General features: G+C 62.5%; 21 protein-coding genes. 9 read left to right on the top strand and 12 right to left on the bottom strand.

Annotation, left to right across the window (positions count from 1 at the left end):
* Positions 1 to 96: 96 nt before the first annotated feature.
* The 3 genes from IVB22_RS25000 to IVB22_RS24990 all read right to left on the bottom strand — a co-directional run bounded on the left by IVB22_RS25000 (position 97) and on the right by IVB22_RS24990 (position 2040).
* Positions 97 to 843: a transporter substrate-binding domain-containing protein gene (locus IVB22_RS25000; RefSeq protein WP_247520123.1), complete on the bottom strand. Its 747-nt coding sequence runs from the start codon at positions 841 to 843 to the stop codon at positions 97 to 99.
* A gap of 112 nt (positions 844 to 955) precedes the next feature.
* Entirely contained in the window at positions 956 to 1696 is a 741-nt protein-coding gene (locus IVB22_RS24995) for an OmpA family protein (RefSeq protein ID WP_247519909.1), read from the bottom strand.
* On the bottom strand, positions 1624 to 2040 hold the full coding sequence (locus IVB22_RS24990; protein WP_247519908.1) for a hypothetical protein: 417 nt from the start codon (positions 2038 to 2040) through the stop codon (positions 1624 to 1626). The genes IVB22_RS24995 and IVB22_RS24990 overlap by 73 nt, the downstream gene beginning before the upstream one ends.
* Before the next feature lie 172 nt (positions 2041 to 2212).
* Here IVB22_RS24990 and IVB22_RS24985 point away from each other — a divergent pair, with 172 nt between their 5' ends.
* The gene (locus IVB22_RS24985) at positions 2213 to 2971 is read left to right on the top strand and encodes a DUF4239 domain-containing protein (protein WP_247519907.1); all 759 of its coding nucleotides are present in this window, start codon (positions 2213 to 2215) and stop codon (positions 2969 to 2971) included.
* A gap of 3 nt (positions 2972 to 2974) precedes the next feature.
* On the opposite strand, the gene IVB22_RS24980 is transcribed toward IVB22_RS24985, so the two are convergent.
* Positions 2975 to 4156 carry an MFS transporter gene (locus IVB22_RS24980; RefSeq protein ID WP_247519906.1) on the bottom strand — a complete coding sequence of 394 codons (1182 nt, stop codon included), beginning with the start codon at positions 4154 to 4156 and terminating at the stop codon, positions 2975 to 2977.
* Between the two features lie 68 nt (positions 4157 to 4224).
* Between IVB22_RS24980 and IVB22_RS24975 the strand changes: the two genes are divergently transcribed.
* Together IVB22_RS24975 and IVB22_RS24970 are read left to right on the top strand one after the other, a co-directional pair.
* A complete protein-coding gene (locus IVB22_RS24975) occupies positions 4225 to 5025 on the top strand; it encodes a helix-turn-helix transcriptional regulator (protein ID WP_247519905.1) in 801 nt (266 codons plus the stop codon).
* A 120-nt stretch (positions 5026 to 5145) separates the two neighbouring features.
* Positions 5146 to 6498: a malonyl-CoA decarboxylase gene (locus IVB22_RS24970; protein ID WP_247519904.1), complete on the top strand. Its 1353-nt coding sequence runs from the start codon at positions 5146 to 5148 to the stop codon at positions 6496 to 6498.
* Positions 6499 to 6566: 68 nt separating this feature from the next.
* Here the strand turns inward: IVB22_RS24970 and serA are convergent, their stop codons facing one another.
* The 8 genes from serA to IVB22_RS24930 all read right to left on the bottom strand — a co-directional run bounded on the left by serA (position 6567) and on the right by IVB22_RS24930 (position 14026).
* The gene (gene serA / locus IVB22_RS24965; RefSeq protein ID WP_247520122.1) at positions 6567 to 7832 is read right to left on the bottom strand and encodes a phosphoglycerate dehydrogenase; all 1266 of its coding nucleotides are present in this window, start codon (positions 7830 to 7832) and stop codon (positions 6567 to 6569) included.
* A 66-nt stretch (positions 7833 to 7898) separates the two neighbouring features.
* Positions 7899 to 9068 carry a mandelate racemase/muconate lactonizing enzyme family protein gene (locus tag IVB22_RS24960; RefSeq protein ID WP_247519903.1) on the bottom strand — a complete coding sequence of 390 codons (1170 nt, stop codon included), beginning with the start codon at positions 9066 to 9068 and terminating at the stop codon, positions 7899 to 7901.
* A gap of 134 nt (positions 9069 to 9202) precedes the next feature.
* Positions 9203 to 9472: a DUF3297 family protein gene (locus IVB22_RS24955; protein WP_247519902.1), complete on the bottom strand. Its 270-nt coding sequence runs from the start codon at positions 9470 to 9472 to the stop codon at positions 9203 to 9205.
* Complete coding sequence (locus IVB22_RS24950) at positions 9469 to 9945, bottom strand: glutathione peroxidase (protein WP_247519901.1); 477 nt, start codon at positions 9943 to 9945, stop codon at positions 9469 to 9471. Before IVB22_RS24950 ends, IVB22_RS24955 begins: the two co-directional genes overlap by 4 nt.
* A 16-nt stretch (positions 9946 to 9961) precedes the next feature.
* Positions 9962 to 11353: an amidase family protein gene (locus IVB22_RS24945; protein WP_247519900.1), complete on the bottom strand. Its 1392-nt coding sequence runs from the start codon at positions 11351 to 11353 to the stop codon at positions 9962 to 9964.
* Positions 11354 to 11576: 223 nt separating this feature from the next.
* Complete coding sequence (locus tag IVB22_RS24940; RefSeq protein ID WP_247519899.1) at positions 11577 to 12143, bottom strand: c-type cytochrome; 567 nt, start codon at positions 12141 to 12143, stop codon at positions 11577 to 11579.
* A 163-nt stretch (positions 12144 to 12306) separates the two neighbouring features.
* Positions 12307 to 13590: a sorbosone dehydrogenase family protein gene (locus IVB22_RS24935; protein WP_247519898.1), complete on the bottom strand. Its 1284-nt coding sequence runs from the start codon at positions 13588 to 13590 to the stop codon at positions 12307 to 12309.
* A gap of 178 nt (positions 13591 to 13768) precedes the next feature.
* Entirely contained in the window at positions 13769 to 14026 is a 258-nt protein-coding gene (locus tag IVB22_RS24930; protein ID WP_108518973.1) for a hypothetical protein, read from the bottom strand.
* Between the two features lie 307 nt (positions 14027 to 14333).
* Between IVB22_RS24930 and pqqA the strand changes: the two genes are divergently transcribed.
* The 6 genes from pqqA to pip all read left to right on the top strand — a co-directional run bounded on the left by pqqA (position 14334) and on the right by pip (position 18780).
* Positions 14334 to 14414, top strand: coding sequence for a pyrroloquinoline quinone precursor peptide PqqA (pqqA, locus tag IVB22_RS24925; protein ID WP_247520121.1), 81 nt, complete (start codon positions 14334 to 14336; stop codon positions 14412 to 14414).
* 147 nt (positions 14415 to 14561) lie between these two features.
* Positions 14562 to 15491 carry a pyrroloquinoline quinone biosynthesis protein PqqB gene (gene pqqB, locus IVB22_RS24920; protein WP_247519897.1) on the top strand — a complete coding sequence of 310 codons (930 nt, stop codon included), beginning with the start codon at positions 14562 to 14564 and terminating at the stop codon, positions 15489 to 15491.
* A gap of 20 nt (positions 15492 to 15511) precedes the next feature.
* Positions 15512 to 16267 (top strand): pyrroloquinoline-quinone synthase PqqC, encoded by a 756-nt coding sequence (gene pqqC, locus IVB22_RS24915; RefSeq protein ID WP_247520120.1) that lies wholly within the window; start codon positions 15512 to 15514, stop codon positions 16265 to 16267.
* Between the two features lie 20 nt (positions 16268 to 16287).
* A complete protein-coding gene (gene pqqD / locus IVB22_RS24910; protein WP_247519896.1) occupies positions 16288 to 16599 on the top strand; it encodes a pyrroloquinoline quinone biosynthesis peptide chaperone PqqD in 312 nt (103 codons plus the stop codon).
* The gene (gene pqqE / locus IVB22_RS24905) at positions 16596 to 17804 is read left to right on the top strand and encodes a pyrroloquinoline quinone biosynthesis protein PqqE (protein WP_247519895.1); all 1209 of its coding nucleotides are present in this window, start codon (positions 16596 to 16598) and stop codon (positions 17802 to 17804) included. Before pqqD ends, pqqE begins: the two co-directional genes overlap by 4 nt.
* Positions 17794 to 18780: a prolyl aminopeptidase gene (gene pip / locus IVB22_RS24900; RefSeq protein WP_247519894.1), complete on the top strand. Its 987-nt coding sequence runs from the start codon at positions 17794 to 17796 to the stop codon at positions 18778 to 18780. The genes pqqE and pip overlap by 11 nt, the downstream gene beginning before the upstream one ends.
* Position 18781: the final 1 nt, after the last annotated feature.

Raw genomic sequence — 18781 nt, 5'->3', positions numbered from 1 at the left:
TTCTACGCAAGGTGAGAAATGGATTCTCTGATGTGCAATTGCACATCAAAGCTCGCGCGACGCGCGCCCGAGAATGACGTGGGACACGCCTGTTGCTTACTTCGTCTGCGTCCGCACCGGCCGATCCTTCAGGCCGTTATTGTCATAGGCTTTGCGCAGCGTGCCGTTGGAGATCGCTTCGGTCAGAAACTTGATCGCGAACGCCAGCGACTGCGGACGATTAGGCGGCACAGCCACCGCCGTCACGGTCTGCTTGAACGTTTCGTCCAGCACGCGGGTGCCCGGGATCTGTTTTGCCATGGCGTTGAGCTGGTCGCGCGACAGGGCGAACGCGTCGATCTCGCCGCCTTTGAGCAGGCCGAAGATCTCGTCGTAGGTCTGGTAGCCCGTGACCTTGGCATTCTTCAGATGCACGATCGCGCCGCGCATCGTGGTCGTGTTGTTGACCGCGGCGACCTTGATCCCGGGCTGATCGAGCGTTGCGAAATTCGTGATCTGCGAACCTGGCTTGACGATGTAGGTCGCGTCCGCAACCTCATAGATCGGCCCGAACGACATCCTGCCCTCACGCTCCGGATCCTTCGGCAGGAAGGTGATGTCCCAGGTGCCTTTCGAGGCCGCATCGACGATCTGCCCGGAATTGTTGTGCGCGACATATTCGACGGGGACGCCAAGCTGCTCCGCCATCGCCTTGCCGAGATCGACCGGCACGCCGGCAAAACCAGTTTCGGTTTTGGTCGACCAGAACGCGCCACCGGCCGGACTGATCGCAATCGCCACCCGCAGCTTGCCGGTCGGCGCGATCTCGTCCTTCAAGGCATCGGCGGCGGCGGGCGTCGTCATCATCACTGTTAATCCGAGCAAGAGAGCGGCCATTTTCGGCGAGGGTTGATTGAACATCGGGTGCTCCTTCCCCAGCCTGCGGCTGGCGTCGCGCTCACCCTTTCATGGATGATCAGCGCTTCTTTTTCTTTGCCGCAGCGGCGCCTTTTTGTGCCGCTGCAGGGGGCGTCGCCGGCTCGGCCGTTTCGAACTTGCCGATAGCCATGATCTGGACGCGCGCATTGGCAGGCGACGCCGGGCGATTGACATCCTGCAACTGTTCTTCGCCGAGTCCAAGCGCCTGCAATCGCTTCGGTGAAACCTTGAAGGTGTTCACCAGCACATCCCGGACCGATTCGGCGCGCCGCTGGCTCAGGATCAGATTATGGTCGCGTCTTCCGGCAGACTCGACATGATCGACGATCAGATAGCGATACGGTCGCGTCTTCGGATCTGTGAGCGCGTCGGCGATGCTGCCGACCGTCTGATAGGAGGCCGGCCGGATCAGGGACGAGTCCTGGTCGAACACGATGTCGAAACGGAGTTGCGGCAGTTTGGTCAGTTGCGGCGCGATCGGTGGCCGCTTTTGCGGCTGGGCATCCGCTCTTGCCTTGATGCGATCGGCAGCCTGCTGGCGCAAGGCGGCCAGGTCGATATCCGACTCGGCCTCGACGGCAAGCTTCTCAATGATATCACCACTCGACATGGCCGTTTGCGCCCGCCCCGCCGCCATCGGCAAGGCAAGCAGGGCCACGGCACCCAGCACGAGAGCGATACCGCGCGGATTCTTTCCCCAAAGCATCAGCGATACCCCGCTGCGCTTATCGCCTTGTTGCAGTTCGGGGTGGCCTTCTTGGTCGACTCCAAGAGACATTGCAGACCCTTGACGGGATCCTGCCGAACCTCGCCGCACAGGTGTTTCAATTCCCAATTGCACAGCTTTACAAGCGAGGCGCGCGCGGTAATGCGTTGCTGGATGGCTCCGAGGGCCTGGGGATAATCGGCCCTGCACTTCGCCGACACCACGTCCTGATTCCGACCCAGGCACTCCTTCAGACGCGTCGCGTCGAAATTGACGCCGCGGCAATTGTCGTCGATGTCCTTGCCGCAGCTCGCGGCCAGCATGGCCCCGGCCTCCTCGAATTTCATGGTCTGCGCTGCCGCCAGCGAAGGCACCAATATCGCAATTATGAATAGGAAAAGCCGGATTCGGGTCATGCCCTCACCTCACACAAGGAGGGTAGCGATGGTCAAGTGTTCTGTTTGATATGGCTACGTTACCCTGATCTGTTGCGCCGCAACAAATCGTCGCGGGTAGCCCAGGCGCACACGCCCCGATATGCAATAACCCCTGCCCAGCCCTCCTGTGCCATGACAGGGTGATGACACCATGAGTTCGACCGCAGCGTTTCTGGTCTCTTTCGCCTCGGTCCTGATCGGCGCGGCCATCGGCATGCTTCTAAGGCGGGCCCTGCCGGCCAAACTGCTCGAGGGAGGTTCCAAGGAAGCCATCCGTCTGGGCGCCGGATTTCTCTCGACCCTCGCCGCCCTCGTGATCGGCCTGATGATCGCTTCGGCGAAAAACACCTATGACAACCAGAACGGCAATATCCGGCAGCTCGGCACCAACGCGGTGCTGGTCGACCAGATGCTGACCAAATACGGAACGGAGGCGAAAGCGGCGCGCACCCTGCTGCGGGAAATCATCCCGTCGGCCACGCTGCGCATCTGGCGGGAAAACGTCTCGGGCACAGGCGGCGGATCGACATTTGTCATCAGCGAGACCGCCGAACGGTTCTACAATGCGGTCGAAGGCCTGAAGCCGACCAACGCGGAACAGACCTCGCTGAAATCCCGCATCATCCAGATCACCACCGACATGGGCCGGACGCGGCTGCTCGTGTTCACCCAGGCCGACGACGCCATACCGCTGCCGTTCTTCATCGTGCTGGTATTCTGGCTGGTGGTGATCTTCGCGAGCTTCAGCCTGTTCGCCGAACCGGGCCCGATCGTCGTTGTGTCAACGCTTGTTTTCGCGCTCTCGGTATCGAGCGCGCTGTTTCTGATCGTCGATCTCAGCCATCCATTCGAGGGGCTGATGCAGATCTCGAACCATCACCTGCACATGGTGCTGCCGACGATCGAATGAGGATCACGGCGCGGTCTGCGCCGCCGGCACCTTGATCTCCTGCGGCAGGATGAGCGCCGCCACGATCACCAGCAGGCACAGCGCGCCGAATGCCTGCAGCATGGTGACGAAGCCGCCCTTCTCGTAAAGCCATGCCACCAGGCCGACGGACGCACCCGCCGCGGTAAAGCCAATAAAGTAGCGCACCGAATAGGCGCGCGAGCGCCATTCCTCGCTGGTGTATTTGCCGACCATGGCGTCGTTGACGGTGACCTGCCCGAACGCGCCCATCACGATGCCGATGGAGGCGATGATCAGCGGAAGGTTCGACAGCGTCGCTGCGAAATACATGAACGGCGCCAGCAAAAATGACAGCGGCAGCATCACCGTCTTCAGCGAATAATGGTCGATCAGCTTGCCGATGGTATACTGCGTCATTGCGCCGAAGACATAGACGCCGGCCGCGATGACCCCGAGCAACGCCGGGCTGCTGGTCATGCCGGCCAGCCGCTCGGCGAACAGTTTCGGCATCGCCACGGTGATGGCGTTGAACGTGGTGGATATCGCGATCACCACGATCAGCAAGGCCAGCAACACCCGCCACATGTCCTGCTTGGCCACCCTGGCCTGCGCCGCCGCCTGCCTGGTGCCGGTTCGGTCCTCGTGCACCACCATCAGCGCAAAGGCCACGCCGAGCAGGATCGTGACGATCCCGGGGACGATAAAAGCCCAGCGCCAGCCGAGATATTGCCCGATCACGCCGGTAACCAACGCCGAGGACGCCACGCCGAGATTACCCCAGACGCCGTTCAGGCCCATCTCGCGGCCGAGCTTGTCCGCATAGGACACGATCATCGCGGTGCCGACCGGATGATAGATCGAGGCGAACAGGCCGATCGCCAGCAGCGCCGCGCCGAGCTGCAGCGGGGTCGAGACGAACCCGACCGAGATCATCGAGGCGCCAATGCCAATGAAGAAGATCACCATCATATGGCGGCGGCTCCAGCGGTCGCCGAGCCAGCCGGTGATGAGCGAGCCCGCGCCAAAGGCGACGAAGCCCGGGGTGGCGTAAGGCAATAGTTCCGAATAGGCCATGCCGAGCGCCGGCCCCATGATGATGACGGCGGCGGCAAAAATCAGCATCGCATAATGGTCGATGAAATGGGCGGCGTTGACGAAAGTGATCACCCGGCTGGGGCTGTTCATGGTCGATTCCCGAATCCCGCAATTTTCCGAAATAGGTTATACGGGGTTGTCCTGACGGGATGTCGCCAATGAATATCGCCGAAAAGCCAATTGCCGCCATTATCGGACGCCGCACCTCAACCGGCGACGGCATCCACATGATTGCGAACAGCTACCGGAAGGGCGTCCGGCTGGACACCCACATGCACCGCGAGGCGCAACTCGTCTATGCGGCCAGGGGGACGATGCAGGTGACGACGCCGAAAGGCCGTTGGCTGGTGCCGCCGGACCGCGCGGTCTGGGTGCCTGCGCTATCGGAACATGCGATCGACGTGCTCGCCGATATCGAGATGCGGACGCTCTATTTCGAACTCGACTGGCTGCAGCGCGAGGCGCGCAGCCACAGTCTGGATGCGGAATTCGTGGTGCGGGTGTCGCCGCTCCTGCACCAGACCATTCTCGCATTGTTCGACGATCGCGGCGACCGTGAACGAACCACGCTTCTGCTGCGGCTGGCGATGATGGAATTGGACCAGGCGGAGGATTCCGCGACCTTCATCCCGCTGCCACATGAGCCGCGCTGCCGGCGCGCCGCCGACATCGTGCTCGCGGACCCGACCGGTGACCACGAAATCGAGACGCTGGCGCGGGAGGTCGGCACCTCGGTGCGGACGCTGTCGCGGCTGTTTTCGTCGGAGACGCAATTGAGCTTCAAGAGCTGGTGCCAGCGCGCCCGCATCGCGGCCGCGATCGAGAAGCTGTCGACGGACGCCGGCGTCTCGGTCAAGCAGCTTGCCTCGGATCTGGGCTATGCCAGCGTGCCCGCGTTTTCCCATGCCTTCCGGCAGGTTACCGGAAAAACGCCGACGGAATTTGCCGGGAAGGAGTAATGCTAATGCCCGACTTGAAAGCATGACATATTTCCGTACGATCCATGCGCTTGATTGTGATCGGCAGCATCCTAAATCTCATATAAGACTCCGCAGTATCAGCTGGATTCGACCCACCGCATGGCCAACGCCTTTTTTTCCGACCTTCTCTCGACGATATCAGAACGTGGTCGCACGCTGCTTCGGCGGGGCGAGCCTTCAGTCGCCCGCCAGGACGCCTCTGAACTGCTTGAATTATGCAAGGCGCTGCTGTCCGGCCGCGGCGAAGCGTCCGGCACCGCGATGGCGCGCGACGTGCTCGACCGCTACCACGACCTCGACGCCGCCGGTCGGCTCACCTTCTTCGAAACGCTGGCGAGAGACTTCGGCCCCGACCGCGAAAAACTGTCGCAGGCGATCGAGAGCTGGCGCAGCCAGCCGAACGACAGCGATGCCAGCGATCTTCACTTTGCTTCCGAGCCGCAGCGGCAGGAGCTGATCCGCCGGCTCAACCGCGCGCCCGGCGGCACCAGCGATCTGGTGGCGATGCGCGCCGACCTGCTTGCCCTGACGAAGGGCAACAAGGATCTGGCCGCGCTCGACCGCGACGTAGTGCATTTGCTGTCTTCTTGGTTCAACAGGGGATTTCTCGTGCTACGCAGGATCGACTGGTCGACGCCAGCGAATATTCTGGAACAGATCATCCGTTATGAGGCGGTGCACGAAATCCGCGACTGGAACGATTTGCGCCGCCGCATCGACCCGGTCGACCGCCGCTGCTACGCCTTCTTCCATCCCCAGCTTACCGACGAACCGCTGATCTTCGTCGAGGTCGCGCTGACCGAAGCGATTCCGACCGCGATTGCGCCGCTGCTCGCCGCCGAGCGCCAGCCGGTGCCGATCGAACGCGCCCGCACCGCCGTGTTCTATTCGATCTCGAATACGCAAAAAGGACTTGGCGGCATTTCCTTTGGCAGCTTCCTGATCAAGCAGGTGGCCGAGGAATTGCGGCGCGAATTGCCGAAGCTGGACACGTTCATTACGCTGTCGCCGGTGCCGGGCTTCATGCAATGGCTGAAGCAGGCCGACGACGTTCCGCTAAGCGATGATGAACGCGCGCTGCTGGAAAGCCTCGACAGACCGGACTGGTTCGAGGATGCCGAGCTGACTGCGCAACTGCGCGCCGTGCTGGAGCCGCTGGCCGCGCATTATTTCCTCAAAGCCCGCACGTCAAAAGGCCGGCTGATCGATTCGGTGGCGCGCTTCCATATCGGCAACGGCGCGCGGCTGGAGAAGATCAACTGGCTCGGCGACCTCTCGCCGAAGGGCCTGCGCGAGTCGGCCGGCGTCATGGTCAACTATCTCTACCGTCTCGAAGATATCGAGAAGAACCACGAGGCCTACGCCAACCAGGGCGAGATCGCCGCGTCAAGCGCAGTGAAGAAGATGCTCAAGACCGAAGGCCGGCGGCTACTGGATATGCGGCTGTCGTAGCCTTTCTCCAGCCGCCGGGGTTCAGGAATTCTCGGTCGCCAACCTACGCAGATTTGATTTAGCCAGGCTTAGATCTTGTATTCATAGAGCAACCGGGCGCGAATGGTGCCCTCCAGAGACCGGATGTCTGCAAGCACACGCTGGCCGTCGGCTGCGGAGGCATCAGCGTCGAGGACCACATAGCCTACCTCGTGGTCGGTTTCGTAGTATTGAGCGGCAATGTTGACTGCGTGGCGCGCAAGCACTTCATTCAAACGCCCCAGCATGCCCGGAAGATTGCGCTGTACCTGAATGAACCGCGTCCCCGATGGCCGCGGCGGTAGCTGGACCTGGGGGAAATTGACAGCACCCATCGTCGAACCGGAATCGCTGTAATCGACGAGTTTGCGTGCAACTTCGGCCCCGATGCGTTCTTGTGCCTCTTCGGTCGAACCACCGATGTGCGGCGTCAGAATAACATTTTCCAGACCCTGAAGCGGCGATACGAAGCGATCTGCGTTCGAACGCGGCTCGACCGGAAAAACGTCAACCGCGGCACCACGAAGCCTGCCTTCGCGCAGCGCGTCCGCGAGCGCCTCGAGGTCAACGACCGTGCCGCGACTGTTGTTGATGAAATACGCGCCGCGCTTGATCGCCGCAATTTCCTCACGCCCGATCATCCCATGCGTGGCTGGAGTTTCCGGCACATGCAACGTCACAACGTCGCTTTGCGCCAGCAGATCACGCAAGCTCGCGGTCGGCTCGGTGTTGCCATGGCGAAGCCTGTCCGTGTGATCGTAGAAGATGACCCTCATTCCCAGCGCTTCCGCGAGATTCGAGAGCTGAGAGCCGATATTGCCGTAGCCAATGATGCCGAGCGTCTTGCCCCTTACCTCATAGCTGTCGTTTGCAGATTTGTCCCAGCGCCCCTCGTGGGCCGCGTTGGAACGCGAGACGATCCGGCGCAGCAGGATGACGATCTCGCCTATCACCAGTTCGGCCACGCTTCGCGTGTTGGAAAACGGGGCGTTAAACACGGGAATCCCGCTTCGGCGCGCGGCGTCAATATCCACCTGATTAGTGCCGACGCTGAAGCATCCGATCGCGATGAGCCGGTCCGCGGCCTCAAGAACATCCGTGGTGATCTGCGTGCGCGAGCGGATGCCCAGCAGGTGCACGCCTTTGATGGCTTCCTTGAGTGCATCGCCCTCAAGAGCCTTGGACAAGCGCGTCATGCTGGAATAGCCCGCAGCCTCTATCATCTGCACGGCGCTGTCGTTGACCCCTTCGAGGAGCAAGACCCGGATCTTGTCCTTCGAGAGCGAGAGTTGGGGAAGGGAAAGTGTACTGGGCAAGATCGCGGCATCCTTCAGAGATCGATGACTACTAATTTCACAAGATTTTTGGGCTGCCAATCTTCCTCACGCTGCCAGCGCCTTCATCTCCTTGTAGAGATCCGACTTCCCCTCGAATCCGATGCCCGGCAGGTCCGGCATGGTGATGTGGCCGTGCTCGACGCTTATACCATCGGGGAAACCGCCATAGGGCTGGAATAAATCAGGATAGCTCTCATTGCCGCCGAGGCCGAGACCGGCCGCGATATTGAGTGACATCTGGTGCCCGCCATGCGGGACGCAGCGGCTCGGCGACCAGCCGTGGGTTTTCAAAACTGCCAGCGTGCGCTGGTATTCGCACAGCCCGTAGGACAGCGCGCAGTCGAATTGCAGCCAGTCGCGGTCCGGCCGCATGCCGCCATAGCGAATGAGATTCTTTGCGTCCTGATGGCTGAACAGGTTTTCACCAGTCGCCATGGCTGCGGGATAGAATTCGGCCAACGCGGCCTGCAGCGCGAAGTCGAGGGGATCGCCGGCCTCCTCGTACCAGAACAGCGGATACTCCCGCAGCATTTTTGCATACGCGATCGCGGTCTCCAAATCGAAGCGGCCGTTGGCGTCGACAGCGAGCTGTGCGTCCTTGCCGATCTCCTTCAGCACGGCTTCGATCCGTTCGCGGTCTTCCGCGATCGGCGCCCCGCCGATCTTCATCTTCACGACGTTGTAGCCGCGGTCGAGATAGCCGCGCATCTCGCCGCGCAGCGCCGACAGATCCTTGCCCGGATAATAGTAGCCACCGGCGGCATAGACGAACACGCGCGGGTTGGCCTTAAGGCCGTGGCGTTCGGCGAGCAATCGAAACAGTGGCTTGCCGGCGATCTTCGCCACCGCGTCCCACACCGCCATGTCGATGGTGCCGACGGCAACCGAGCGCTCGCCGTGGCCGCCCGGCTTCTCGTTCGACATCATGGCAGCCCAGACCTTGTCCGGATCGAGATTGCCGCCATCGGCGTCAAGCAAGCTCTTCGGATCGGCCTCCTTCAGCCGCGGCGCGAAGCGTTCGCGGATCAGGCCGCCCTGCCCGTATCTGCCGTTGGAATTGAAGCCGTAGCCGACCACGCGCTTGCCATCGCGCACGGCATCGGTGACGACGGCGACGAGGCTCGTCGTCATCTTGGTGAAATCGATATAGGCGTTGCGGATCGGCGAGGAGATCGGTTTTGTGATTTCGCAGACGTCGACGATACGGACAGACATGGTGGCTACTTTCGTGGTGACGCTGCCTCTACATCGTCATTGCGAGCGAAGCGAAGCAATCCATAGCGCCGCAAGGGAAGAATGGATTGCTTCGTCGCTTCGCTCCTCGCAATGACGGCTGAAGCAGCTTCGCGTCAGGACGGTGCCTTGTCGCGGAAATACGGCTCGACCGGGCCGTGCACCTTGATGGTCAGCGGGTTGCCGTAGCGGTCCTTGGCGTTGCCGGCGGTGACGCGCACCCAGCCCTCGCTGATGCAGTATTCCTCGACATTGGTCTTCTCGACGCCCTTGAAGCGAATGCCGACGTCGCGCGAGAGGATATCGGCATTGTAATACGGGCTGTTCGGATCGACCGAGAGACGGTCGGGGAATTCGTCGTTCATCGCTTTGTTGGTCTCGCTCACAGCAGTGCCTCGATTTCTCTTCGTAGCCCCTCGGGCGTAACGGTCGGGGCATAGCGCCCGACCACCCTACCCGATCGGTCGACCAGGAATTTGGTGAAATTCCATTTGATCGACGAACCGAGCAGCCCCGATTTCTCATTCTTCAGATGGTTGAACAACGGATGCGCATGGCTGCCGTTGACGTCGATCTTGGCGAACATCGGAAACGTCACGTCATATTTGGTTTCGCAGAACGCCTCGATCTGCTTGGCGTCGCCCGGCTCCTGCGCGCCGAACTGGTTGCAGGGAAAGCCGAGCACCGCAAAGCCGCGCGGCGCCAGTTCACGTTGCAATTTCTCTAGACCCTTGTACTGCGGCGTGAACCCGCAGGCGCTCGCGGTGTTGACGATCAGGAGCACCTGACCTTCAAACCGCTTCAGCGGAACCTCTTCGCCGGCGAGCGACTGCGCCGCAAAATCATAAACGCCTGGCATCGTGGCCTCGTTCAATTCAGCCCGCCGGATCGATCGCTGCCGACGGCGTTCCGCCGGCTTCGATCGCCTCGCCGGCAGCAAGGCATAAGTCCTCGCGGTAACGCCCGGCAACCAGTTGCACGCCGACGGGCACGCGCCCCACCAGTCCGGTCGAAACCGTCAGCCCGGGCAGCCCCATGAAGGGAATGGCGATCTGCGGCAATTGCGCATGCCAGACGCGCGCAAACGACGCCTCGTCCTTGCGGTCGAGCTGATCGGGGAACGGCAATTCGCCGGATACCGGCATCAGCAGCACGGCGTATTTTTCGAAGAACGCCAGCCATTCGCGCGTCAGCGTCGCGCGCCGCGTCAGCGCCTTCGACAGGTCGAACGGATGCACTTTTGCGCGGTTGCCGCACAGGCAGGCCAGTGCGCCGGGATCGCCCTCGCGCTCGGCGGCTTCCAATTGCGCCTCGTAGCCGTCGCCGAGCCAGAGTTTCGTCTGCAGATCGGCAGCCTCGCGCAGCGGCGGCGTGTTGGCGATTTCCTCGACGATCCAGCCCGCGCGCGCGAGCCGCTTGCCGGCATCGGCGACTGCGGCCTTCACCTCGGGGACGGGATCGAGGCCGTCGGGGTTGAGGCACATCGCGACGCGCTTGGGCATCGCCGGCCCTTCGAGCGGCGCCGGAACCCACCAGGGATCCCGATAATCCCCCGCCGACATCGCGGCCAGCGCGATCCTGATATCGCCGATGGTGCGGGCCAGCGGGCCCGAGACCGCGCTGATCTGCGGCCCGATCGGCCGTTCGGGGGGCGCCGCGTTGAACGCTGCGATGCGTCCCATGGTCGGCCGCAGGCCATGCACGCCGCAGGCGTAAGCCGGATAGCGGATCGATCCCGCGATGTCGGTGCCGTGCGCGATATGCCCGATGCCGGCCGCGACCGCAGCCCCCGCGCCACCGGACGAGCCGCCCGGCGTGATCGAGGGATCGCGCGGATTCTTGGTGTCACCATGAATGAGATTGGTGGTGAACCAGCGATAGGAGAACGCCGGGCAGTTGGTGCGCCCCAGGATGACGGCGCCTGACTTGCGCAAATTGTCGATCACGGGGCTGTTGCTCTTGGCGATGGCGTCGCGCTGCAGCTTCAGCCCGTTGGTGGTTGCAAAGCCTTCCTGGTCGATATTGACCTTCACCGTCACAGGTACGCCGCCAAGGGGGCCGGCGTCTTCGCCTCGCCCGATGGCAGCATCGACAGCGGAAGCCTGCGCCAGGACATCCTCAGGCCGGTGGTCGACGACGGCGTTGATTTTGGGGTTGACCGCGTCCAGCCGCGCCAGCGCCGCGGTTGCCGCCTCCTTCGCCGAGACTTTCTTCGACCTGATCAGCGCGGCCATTTCCGCGGCCGACAGGCGCCATAGATCCTGCATGTAGCACTCCGTTCGATTGCCGCCCTTGTAGCGCCGTGCGCAGGGCAATGCCAGCGGCTGGAGTTTGCGGGCGGGCGAGCGCTGCTCCCTCTCCCCGTTCTTACGGGAGAGGGTCGGGGTGAGGGGCTCTCACCGCGAGTTCTGAACGACGTGAGACCTGTACCCCCTCACCCGGATCGCCGATGGCGTTCCGACCTCTCCCCGCAAGCGGGGCGAGGTGAAACTAACGCACGTGGGCGATGAAATAGGCGAGATCGGCGATCTGCTCTGATGTGATCGTGGCCATCACGTCGGCCATGCTGCCGTCATAGCCGCGGCGGCTGTTGTCCTTGTACTCGCCAAGGGTCTTGGCGAGGTAGTCCTCGCGCTGGGCGGCGATACGCGGGACGTTCTCCTTGCCGGAAAGATCGGGATTGTGGCAGGTGTCGCAGCGGTGCTGCTGCACCAGCGCCTGCCCCCGCTGCAGCCGCGCAGGCTCGCCGGCGTCGGCCGGCGGTGACGGCTTCGGCAGCTTGGCGATGAATTCAGAAAACACGCGAAGATCATCGTCGGTCAACGCCTTTGCCATCTCGTTCATCGGCTCGAAGGTGCGCAACTTCTCGCGGAACATGAAGAGCTGGATCAGCGTATACGGCGCATGCTGGCCGCCAAGCGAGGGGGTATTCTCGGTCTCGGATTGACCCTTCTCGCCGTGACAGGCCTGACAAGGCGCGGTGCGCTCCTCAATGGTCTCTGCACCTGCAGAGAACGTGATGGAGGCAAACATCAGCGCCATCATTGTCTTACGCATCGATACGCACTTTTCAGCTGAACTCGTTGTGCCCGACCTTAAGCCAGGCATCCACGTCTTGACTGATCGAGGGAACGAAGACGTGGATAGCCGGGACATCTGTGCGAAGACGCGCTTCGCGCTTCAGCCCGGCCATCACGAAGTGAGAGATCACTTGAGGTAGCTACGACTTCCCCGCCACCTTCTGCTTGCCGTAGGTGATGCGGTAGACGGCGCCGTTCCAGTCGTCGGAGACCAGCAGCGAGCCGTCCTTCATCTGCAGCACGTCGACCGGGCGGCCGATATACTTGTTCTCTTCCACGAAGCCGGTGAGGAACGGCTCCATCGACTTCATCGTCCCGTCCTTGTTCAGCTTGGCGATGACGAGGTCGCCACCAACTTTCTTGGACCTGTTCCAGGAGCCGTGCCGGGCGATGATGGCGACGTTCTTGTAGGTCTTCGGGAACATGCTGCCGGTGTAGAACCGCATGCCCAGCGCTGCGGAATGCGGGCCCAGCAGGCCAACCGGGGCAGTGTAGTCGCTGCAGGATTTACCCCAGCCGAATTCGGGGTCGAGAATGTTGCCCTGCAGGCAGAACGGCGTGCCGAAATGTTCGCCGACCTTGGTGATGCGGTTCAGTTCGTCCTCCGGCACGTCTTCCGACATCCAGTCGCGCCCGTTGTCGGTGAAGTAGAGCTGCTTGGTCTCGGGGTGCCAGTCGAAGCCGACGGTGTTGCGAACGCCCCGCGCGATCACTTCCGCGCCCGAGCCGTCGAGATTCATCCGGTGGATCAGGCCATGCTCGTCGTCGTTGAGCACGTTGTTGCCGGGCTGGCCGACCGGAACGTAGAGCTTTTTGTCGGGACCGATGCCGATGAACTTCCAGCCATGGGCTTCGTCCTTGGGCAGCTTGTCGAAGATCACGGTCGGCTTCGGCGGGTTGTCCAGGTTGTCCTCGACCTTCTCGATCTTGGAGACCTTCGACAGTTCGGCGATGTAGAGCGTGCCATCCTTGAAGGCGAGACCGTTCGGGCGGTAGAGGCCGGAGGCCAGCACCTTGACCTCGCGCTTGCCGTCCTTGTTGACGATGGCATAGACCTTGTCGACCAGGCGGCTGCCGACAAACACCGTGCCCTTGTCGCCCAAGGCGAGCGAGCGCGCGTTTGCCATGCCCGCGGCATAGACCTCGATGTTGAAGCCGGCCGGCACCTTGAGCTTCGCCGTCGGCAGCTTGTCTGGCGCCGCGGGTATCGGCGGCGGCGCATTCGGCGCGAGCTTGGCGGCGGCTTCGTTGCCGGCGGGGCGCCCGATCAACGGAGACCCCGGTGGAAGTGCGGGCGCGGCCGCAGGCGGGGCGCCGGCAGCGGGCGGTGCGGCAGGCTGTTGGGCAGCGGCGCTAAACGTGAATGCACCGAAAAAGGCGCCGGCCAGCAACAGGCTGCGCGGCATCGACGAATGACTTATCATGGGCGTTTCTCCCTGGCGGAAGCCATTTCTCTACACGCGGCACATGAGGGTGCCGACGCTGGTGGCTTTCCGAGCGGCAATCTCCGATATTTTTCTGTCGAAGCGCAACCGGAAACATGCATCGCAGAAACCGCGCCGGCCGAATGGTCGGCCCGACGCCGGCCGGCCTCATCGCATGTCAGTGCTTCGTAACCGAGGCGCCGGGGGCATCGAGGATCGCTTCCGCGAACGGAAACTCCAGCACGATCTCGCCGTCGTCGTCGGTCACCTCGATGATCGCGCTCAATAGCGCGCCATCGGCACCGTCGGTCTTGAGCAGCTCCCGGATCATGGCGCGCGCCATTTCCCAGGCACGATCGGGATCGACAAGCACTTCGCCGTCAGGATCGGAAATCAGCTCATCGCCGATACGGGTGTTGAAGTAATATCGCGGCATCGGCACAAACCTGGCTCCGTTGAGGCCCCGCAACCGGAGGCCCTCACTATCTCACAAGTTCTTTATCCGGAGCCGGTAGCGCCCCGTCGCACCCAGAATTGCCACTCGCGGTGGTGCGAACAACCGCGAAACGCTTGATCCCACGTTGTTTTGACCGAGGCCCTCCGCACAACTCCGTGAAATCCCTTTGCAGCGCAGCATAAACAAATGGCGGTTCCAGGCAAAAGATTTAACTGGCGAACTTTTTGATCCGCATTACCTTAACCTGGAAGGGCGGAGGTCGCCCGGTATCAAAAGGGAGAGGCAAATGGCCTGGAAAGCGCCGAAAATCGTCGAAGTATCGGTCGGCATGGAAATCAACATGTATATGTGCGCGGCCCGCAAGTAAGCGGTAGCGCGTTTCATAATCTCACGCAGGTGGACCTCCGGGCCTGACACGTTCCGATAGCGGAAGTGTGTCCGACGCCGGTGTCCACTTTGCGGCGTTTGTAGTTCAGCTTGTTTCTTCAAGTCTGGAAGCTCCAGGAGACGGATCATGCTTCGCGTCGTCGTCCTGGGCGCCGCGGCAGGCGGCGGGGTTCCGCAGTGGAACTGCGGATGTCCGGTGTGCCGGAAGGCACGAAGCGAAAATCCCGAACAGCGCAGTACCCAGGCCTCGATCGCCGTCAGCGCCGACGGTGCGCACTGGTATCTCGTCAACGCCTCGCCTGACCTGCGTCAGCAGGTGATCGCGACGCCGCAGCTTCACCCCAAAGCCGGACAGGTCAGGCACAGCCCGATCGCCGGCGTGATCCTGACCAATGGCGAAATCGACGCGGTCGCAGGGCTGTTGTCGATGCGCGAGGGATCGCCCTTCACGCTCTATGCACATGAGCGGGTCCTTGCGATTTTGAGATCGAACAGCATCTTTAACGTGCTGGGCGAAAACAACGTGAAGCGGCGGCCGATCGAGGTCGACAGGGCGTTCGAGCCCGCCCTGCCCGACGGCTCACCGTCCGGCATGGAAATCCTTCCCTTCGCGGTTCCCGGCAAGGGCGCGTGGTATCTCGAAGGCAAGGCGCATCCGGCGGGCGGTGACGCCGCCGGCGATACGCTGGGGCTTAGGATCCTGGACAAGCGCAGCGGCAAGTACTTCTATTTCCTGGCCGCCTGCGCTGACGTGACCGACGATCTCAAATCGCGCCTGGCGGGCGCGGCGCTGGTCTTCTTCGACGGCACCGTGTGGCGCGACGACGAATTGATCGTCCAGGGGCTCGGCACCAAGACGGGACAAGGGATGGGCCATATTTCAATGTCGGGCGAACATGGCGCGATCGAGAGCCTTGCCGGCCTCGATATCGGCCGCAGGGTGTTCCTGCATATCAACAACTCCAACCCTGCTCTGCTCTCCGGCTCGGACGAGCGAAAGGAATTGGAACAGGCGGGCTGGCAGATCCCCGCCGATGGAACGGAGATCACGCTGTGAATGTCATGGCCAAGGTGGAAATGACCGCCCTATCGATCGGCAAAGGCATCACGCTAAACAATGCCGATGAACTCGAAGCGATGCTCCGCCACATCGGCGCGACGCGCTATCACAATCTGCATCCCTTTCATCGGCTGCTGCACGGCGGCAAGCTCAACAAGGGACAGGTACAGGCCTGGGCGCTGAACCGCTATTTCTACCAGAGCACGATCCCGCTCAAGGACGCGATGGTGATCTCGCGGTTCCGCGATCGCGCCACAAGAATCGAATGGCGGCACCGGATCGAGGATCACGACGGCGATATCGGCTCGGAAGGCGGTATCGAGCGCTGGCTGAAGCTGACCGAGGGGCTCGGGCTCGACAGCGCCTATGTGGAATCGACCGAAGGCATCCTGCCCGCGACGCGATTTGCGGTGGAAGCCTACGTGCATTTCTGCCGCGACAAGACACCGCTGGAGGCCATCGCCTCCTCGCTCACGGAACTGTTCGCGCCGAACCTGCATGAGGAACGCATCTCCGGCATGCTGCAGCACTATGATTTCGTCAATCCTGATATCATGAGCTACTTCAGCCGCCGCCTGACGCAGGCGCCGCGCGATGCGGGCTTCGCCCTGGAATACGTGAAAGCAAATGCGAAGACGCCGGCGGAGCGCGAGGCGGTCTGCAATGCGCTGATCTTCAAGACCAATGTGCTATGGGTTCAGCTCGACGCGCTGTATCATGCCTATGTCGAAGGCCACATTCCGCCCGGGGCGTTCGTGCCCCAAGGGGACTGACAGGAGGAGACTAGCGATCGATGGCTGCGAGCCGCAACATCAGTGTCAGCGAGGCGAGCCGGCCGAAATTGCCGCGGCACGCCCGGCTGAAATTCGATGAGACGCGGCAGGTCTGGGTGATCCTGGCACCGGAGCGCGTGCTGGCGCCGGACGAAATCGCAGTCGAGGTGCTGCAGCTTTGCGACGGCGTGCGCAGCGTCGGCGATATGGCCGATCAGCTCGCCGCCAAATACGCCGCACCGCGCGAGGCGATCTTAACCGACGTCATCGGAATGCTGCAAGATCTTGCCGACAAGGGTTTCCTGACCGAAGCGCGTGAGAAGACGTCATGAGCGACATTCTCGCAGATGGCAAAACAGCCGGCGCCGCGCCCAGTGACGGGCTCGCGGTTCTGGAATCGCAACGTTCGACCGCGGAAACGTTCGGCATTCCCCTCGCGGTGCTAGCCGAACTGACGCATCGCTGCCCGCTGCAATGCCCCTATTGCTCCAACCCGATCGAACTCGACCGTGGCGGCAGCGAACTCACCACCGAGGAATGGAAGAAGGTTCTGAGCGAGCTCGCCGAAATCGGCGTGCTGCAGATCCATTTCTCCGGCGGCGAGCCGACCGCGCGCAAGGACCTGGTGGAGCTGGTGCAGCATGCGACCGACGTCGGGCTGTACAGCAACCTCATTACGTCAGCGGTGCTACTGACAAAGGAAAAACTTTCGGCGCTGGCCGATGCCGGCCTCTGCCACGTGCAGATCAGTTTCCAAGGCAACGAACCCATGGTGGCCGATCGCGTCGCCGGATTGAAGAACGCGCACGAAAAGAAGATCGAGGCCGCGAAATGGACGCGCGAGCTCGATATGCCGCTGACGGTGAACGCCGTCATGCACCGCCAGAACCTGCACCAGCTCTCCGACATCATCCAGATGGCGGTCGATCTCGACGCCGACCGGCTCGAAGTCGCCAATGTCCAATATTACGGCTGGGCGCTGAAGAACCGCGCCGCCCTGATGCCGACGCTCGAGCAGATCGAGGAGACCAGCCGGATCGTCGAGGAAGCCGCGACGCGCCTGAAAGGCATTCTCGCCATCGACTATGTGGTGCCGGACTACTACGCGCTGCGGCCGAAGAAATGCATGGGCGGCTGGGGCCGGCAGTTCTTCAACATCTCGCCGGCGGGCAAGGTGCTGCCCTGCCATGCGGCGGAGAGCATCACCGGGCTCGAATTCGAATCCGTGCGCTCAAATCATTCGATCGCCTGGATCTGGCAGAATTCTGAAGCCTTCAACCGCTATCGCGGCACCGGCTGGATGCCCGAGCCGTGCAAGAGCTGCGAATTCCGCGAGATCGACTTTGGCGGCTGCCGCTGTCAGGCTTTTGCGCTGACCGGCGACGCCGGCAATACCGACCCGGCCTGCACGCTGTCGCCGATGCACGAGCAGATCTTCAAGGACGCCGAGCGCGAAGCTGCCGCCCACCAGGACCGTTTTCTCTATCGCAATTTCGCCGGCGGCACGCTGGAGACGGAAGGCGAGCATGGCGCCTGACGCCGACGCCGGCAAATCCGTCAAACCCGCCGATCCGTTTGCGCCGCTGACGTCGGAGCAGTTCGCGGTCAGCGACGGTCACGATATCTACGTCGAAAGCGTCGGTCGCGTCGATGGCATTGCCACGGTCTATCTGCATGGCGGGCCCGGCAGCGGCTGCCAACCGGACCATCGCCGGCTGTTCGATCCCGAGCGCTTCCACGCGGTGCTGTTCGACCAGCGCGGTGCCGGCCGCAGCCGCCCCAAGGGCCGCCGCGAAGCCAACACGCTGCCGCATCTGATCGCGGACATGGAGGCGATCCGCGAGAAATTCGGCTTCGAGCGCTGGATGATCGTCGGCGGCTCCTGGGGCGCGACGCTGGCGCTGGCGTACGCGGAAGCGCATCCCGACCGCGTCACCGGCATCGTGCTGCGCGCAACGTTCCTGGGCACGATCCAGGAAATCGAGAACGGATTTCTCAACACGCTGCCGCGTTTCTATCCCGGCCTTTACGACGATTTCCTGAGCGTGCTGCCCGAAGACGAACGCGCTCAACCGATCCAGGCCTATTTTCGCCGTATCCTCGATCCCAATCCTGACGTGAATATTCCCGCAGCGCGGGCGTGGGGCGAAACCGAACGCATTCTTTCCGAACACGCGCCGAACCGCACACGCCTCGAACTGGCGGCGCTCAGTTCGTCGCGGGGCCTGCCGGCCACGCCGTTCATGGAAGCGCACTACTTCGCCAATGACTGCTTCTTGCAGCCGAACCAGTTGCTGCGGGAAGCAGGCAGGCTCAAAGGCATCCCCGGCATCATCGTGCAGGGCCGCTACGACCTGCTGTGTCCACCCGCGACCTCGCATGCGCTCGCGGCCCTTTGGCGCGAGGCCGAGATCCGTTTCGTCGAGGGCGCCGGCCACACGCTGTACGATCCCGGCGTCCGCGACTCCGTGATGAAGGCGATCGCGGACATGGCTTCCAGAACTGGCAAATAGG

The organism is Bradyrhizobium sp. 190, from assembly GCF_023073415.1.
In the GTDB taxonomy this organism is placed as follows: Bacteria; Pseudomonadota; Alphaproteobacteria; order Rhizobiales; family Xanthobacteraceae; genus Bradyrhizobium.
The sequence above is the reverse complement of the archived record's forward strand: the minus strand, read 5'-3'. Positions and strand labels throughout refer to the sequence as shown.

Bases quoted from the DNA above. Each gene is read 5' to 3' on its own strand.
- pip (WP_247519894.1), top strand. From the start codon at position 17,794: ATGGCGCCTGACGCCGACGCCGGCAAATCCGTCAAACCCGCCGATCCG.
- IVB22_RS24945 (WP_247519900.1), bottom strand. From the start codon at position 11,353: ATGCAGGATCTATGGCGCCTGTCGGCCGCGGAAATGGCCGCGCTGATC.
- IVB22_RS24950 (WP_247519901.1), bottom strand. From the start codon at position 9,945: ATGCCAGGCGTTTATGATTTTGCGGCGCAGTCGCTCGCCGGCGAAGAG.
- pqqC (WP_247520120.1), top strand. From the start codon at position 15,512: ATGACCGCCCTATCGATCGGCAAAGGCATCACGCTAAACAATGCCGAT.
- pqqE (WP_247519895.1), top strand. From the start codon at position 16,596: ATGAGCGACATTCTCGCAGATGGCAAAACAGCCGGCGCCGCGCCCAGT.
- IVB22_RS25000 (WP_247520123.1), bottom strand. From the start codon at position 843: ATGACGACGCCCGCCGCCGCCGATGCCTTGAAGGACGAGATCGCGCCG.
- IVB22_RS24930 (WP_108518973.1), bottom strand. From the start codon at position 14,026: ATGCCGCGATATTACTTCAACACCCGTATCGGCGATGAGCTGATTTCC.
- pqqD (WP_247519896.1), top strand. From the start codon at position 16,288: ATGGCTGCGAGCCGCAACATCAGTGTCAGCGAGGCGAGCCGGCCGAAA.
- IVB22_RS24970 (WP_247519904.1), top strand. From the start codon at position 5,146: ATGGCCAACGCCTTTTTTTCCGACCTTCTCTCGACGATATCAGAACGT.
- pqqB (WP_247519897.1), top strand. From the start codon at position 14,562: ATGCTTCGCGTCGTCGTCCTGGGCGCCGCGGCAGGCGGCGGGGTTCCG.
- IVB22_RS24940 (WP_247519899.1), bottom strand. From the start codon at position 12,143: ATGCGTAAGACAATGATGGCGCTGATGTTTGCCTCCATCACGTTCTCT.
- IVB22_RS24990 (WP_247519908.1), bottom strand. From the start codon at position 2,040: ATGACCCGAATCCGGCTTTTCCTATTCATAATTGCGATATTGGTGCCT.
- IVB22_RS24935 (WP_247519898.1), bottom strand. From the start codon at position 13,590: ATGATAAGTCATTCGTCGATGCCGCGCAGCCTGTTGCTGGCCGGCGCC.
- IVB22_RS24980 (WP_247519906.1), bottom strand. From the start codon at position 4,156: ATGAACAGCCCCAGCCGGGTGATCACTTTCGTCAACGCCGCCCATTTC.
- IVB22_RS24995 (WP_247519909.1), bottom strand. From the start codon at position 1,696: ATGTCTCTTGGAGTCGACCAAGAAGGCCACCCCGAACTGCAACAAGGC.
- IVB22_RS24975 (WP_247519905.1), top strand. From the start codon at position 4,225: ATGAATATCGCCGAAAAGCCAATTGCCGCCATTATCGGACGCCGCACC.
- pqqA (WP_247520121.1), top strand. From the start codon at position 14,334: ATGGCCTGGAAAGCGCCGAAAATCGTCGAAGTATCGGTCGGCATGGAA.
- IVB22_RS24985 (WP_247519907.1), top strand. From the start codon at position 2,213: ATGAGTTCGACCGCAGCGTTTCTGGTCTCTTTCGCCTCGGTCCTGATC.
- IVB22_RS24960 (WP_247519903.1), bottom strand. From the start codon at position 9,068: ATGTCTGTCCGTATCGTCGACGTCTGCGAAATCACAAAACCGATCTCC.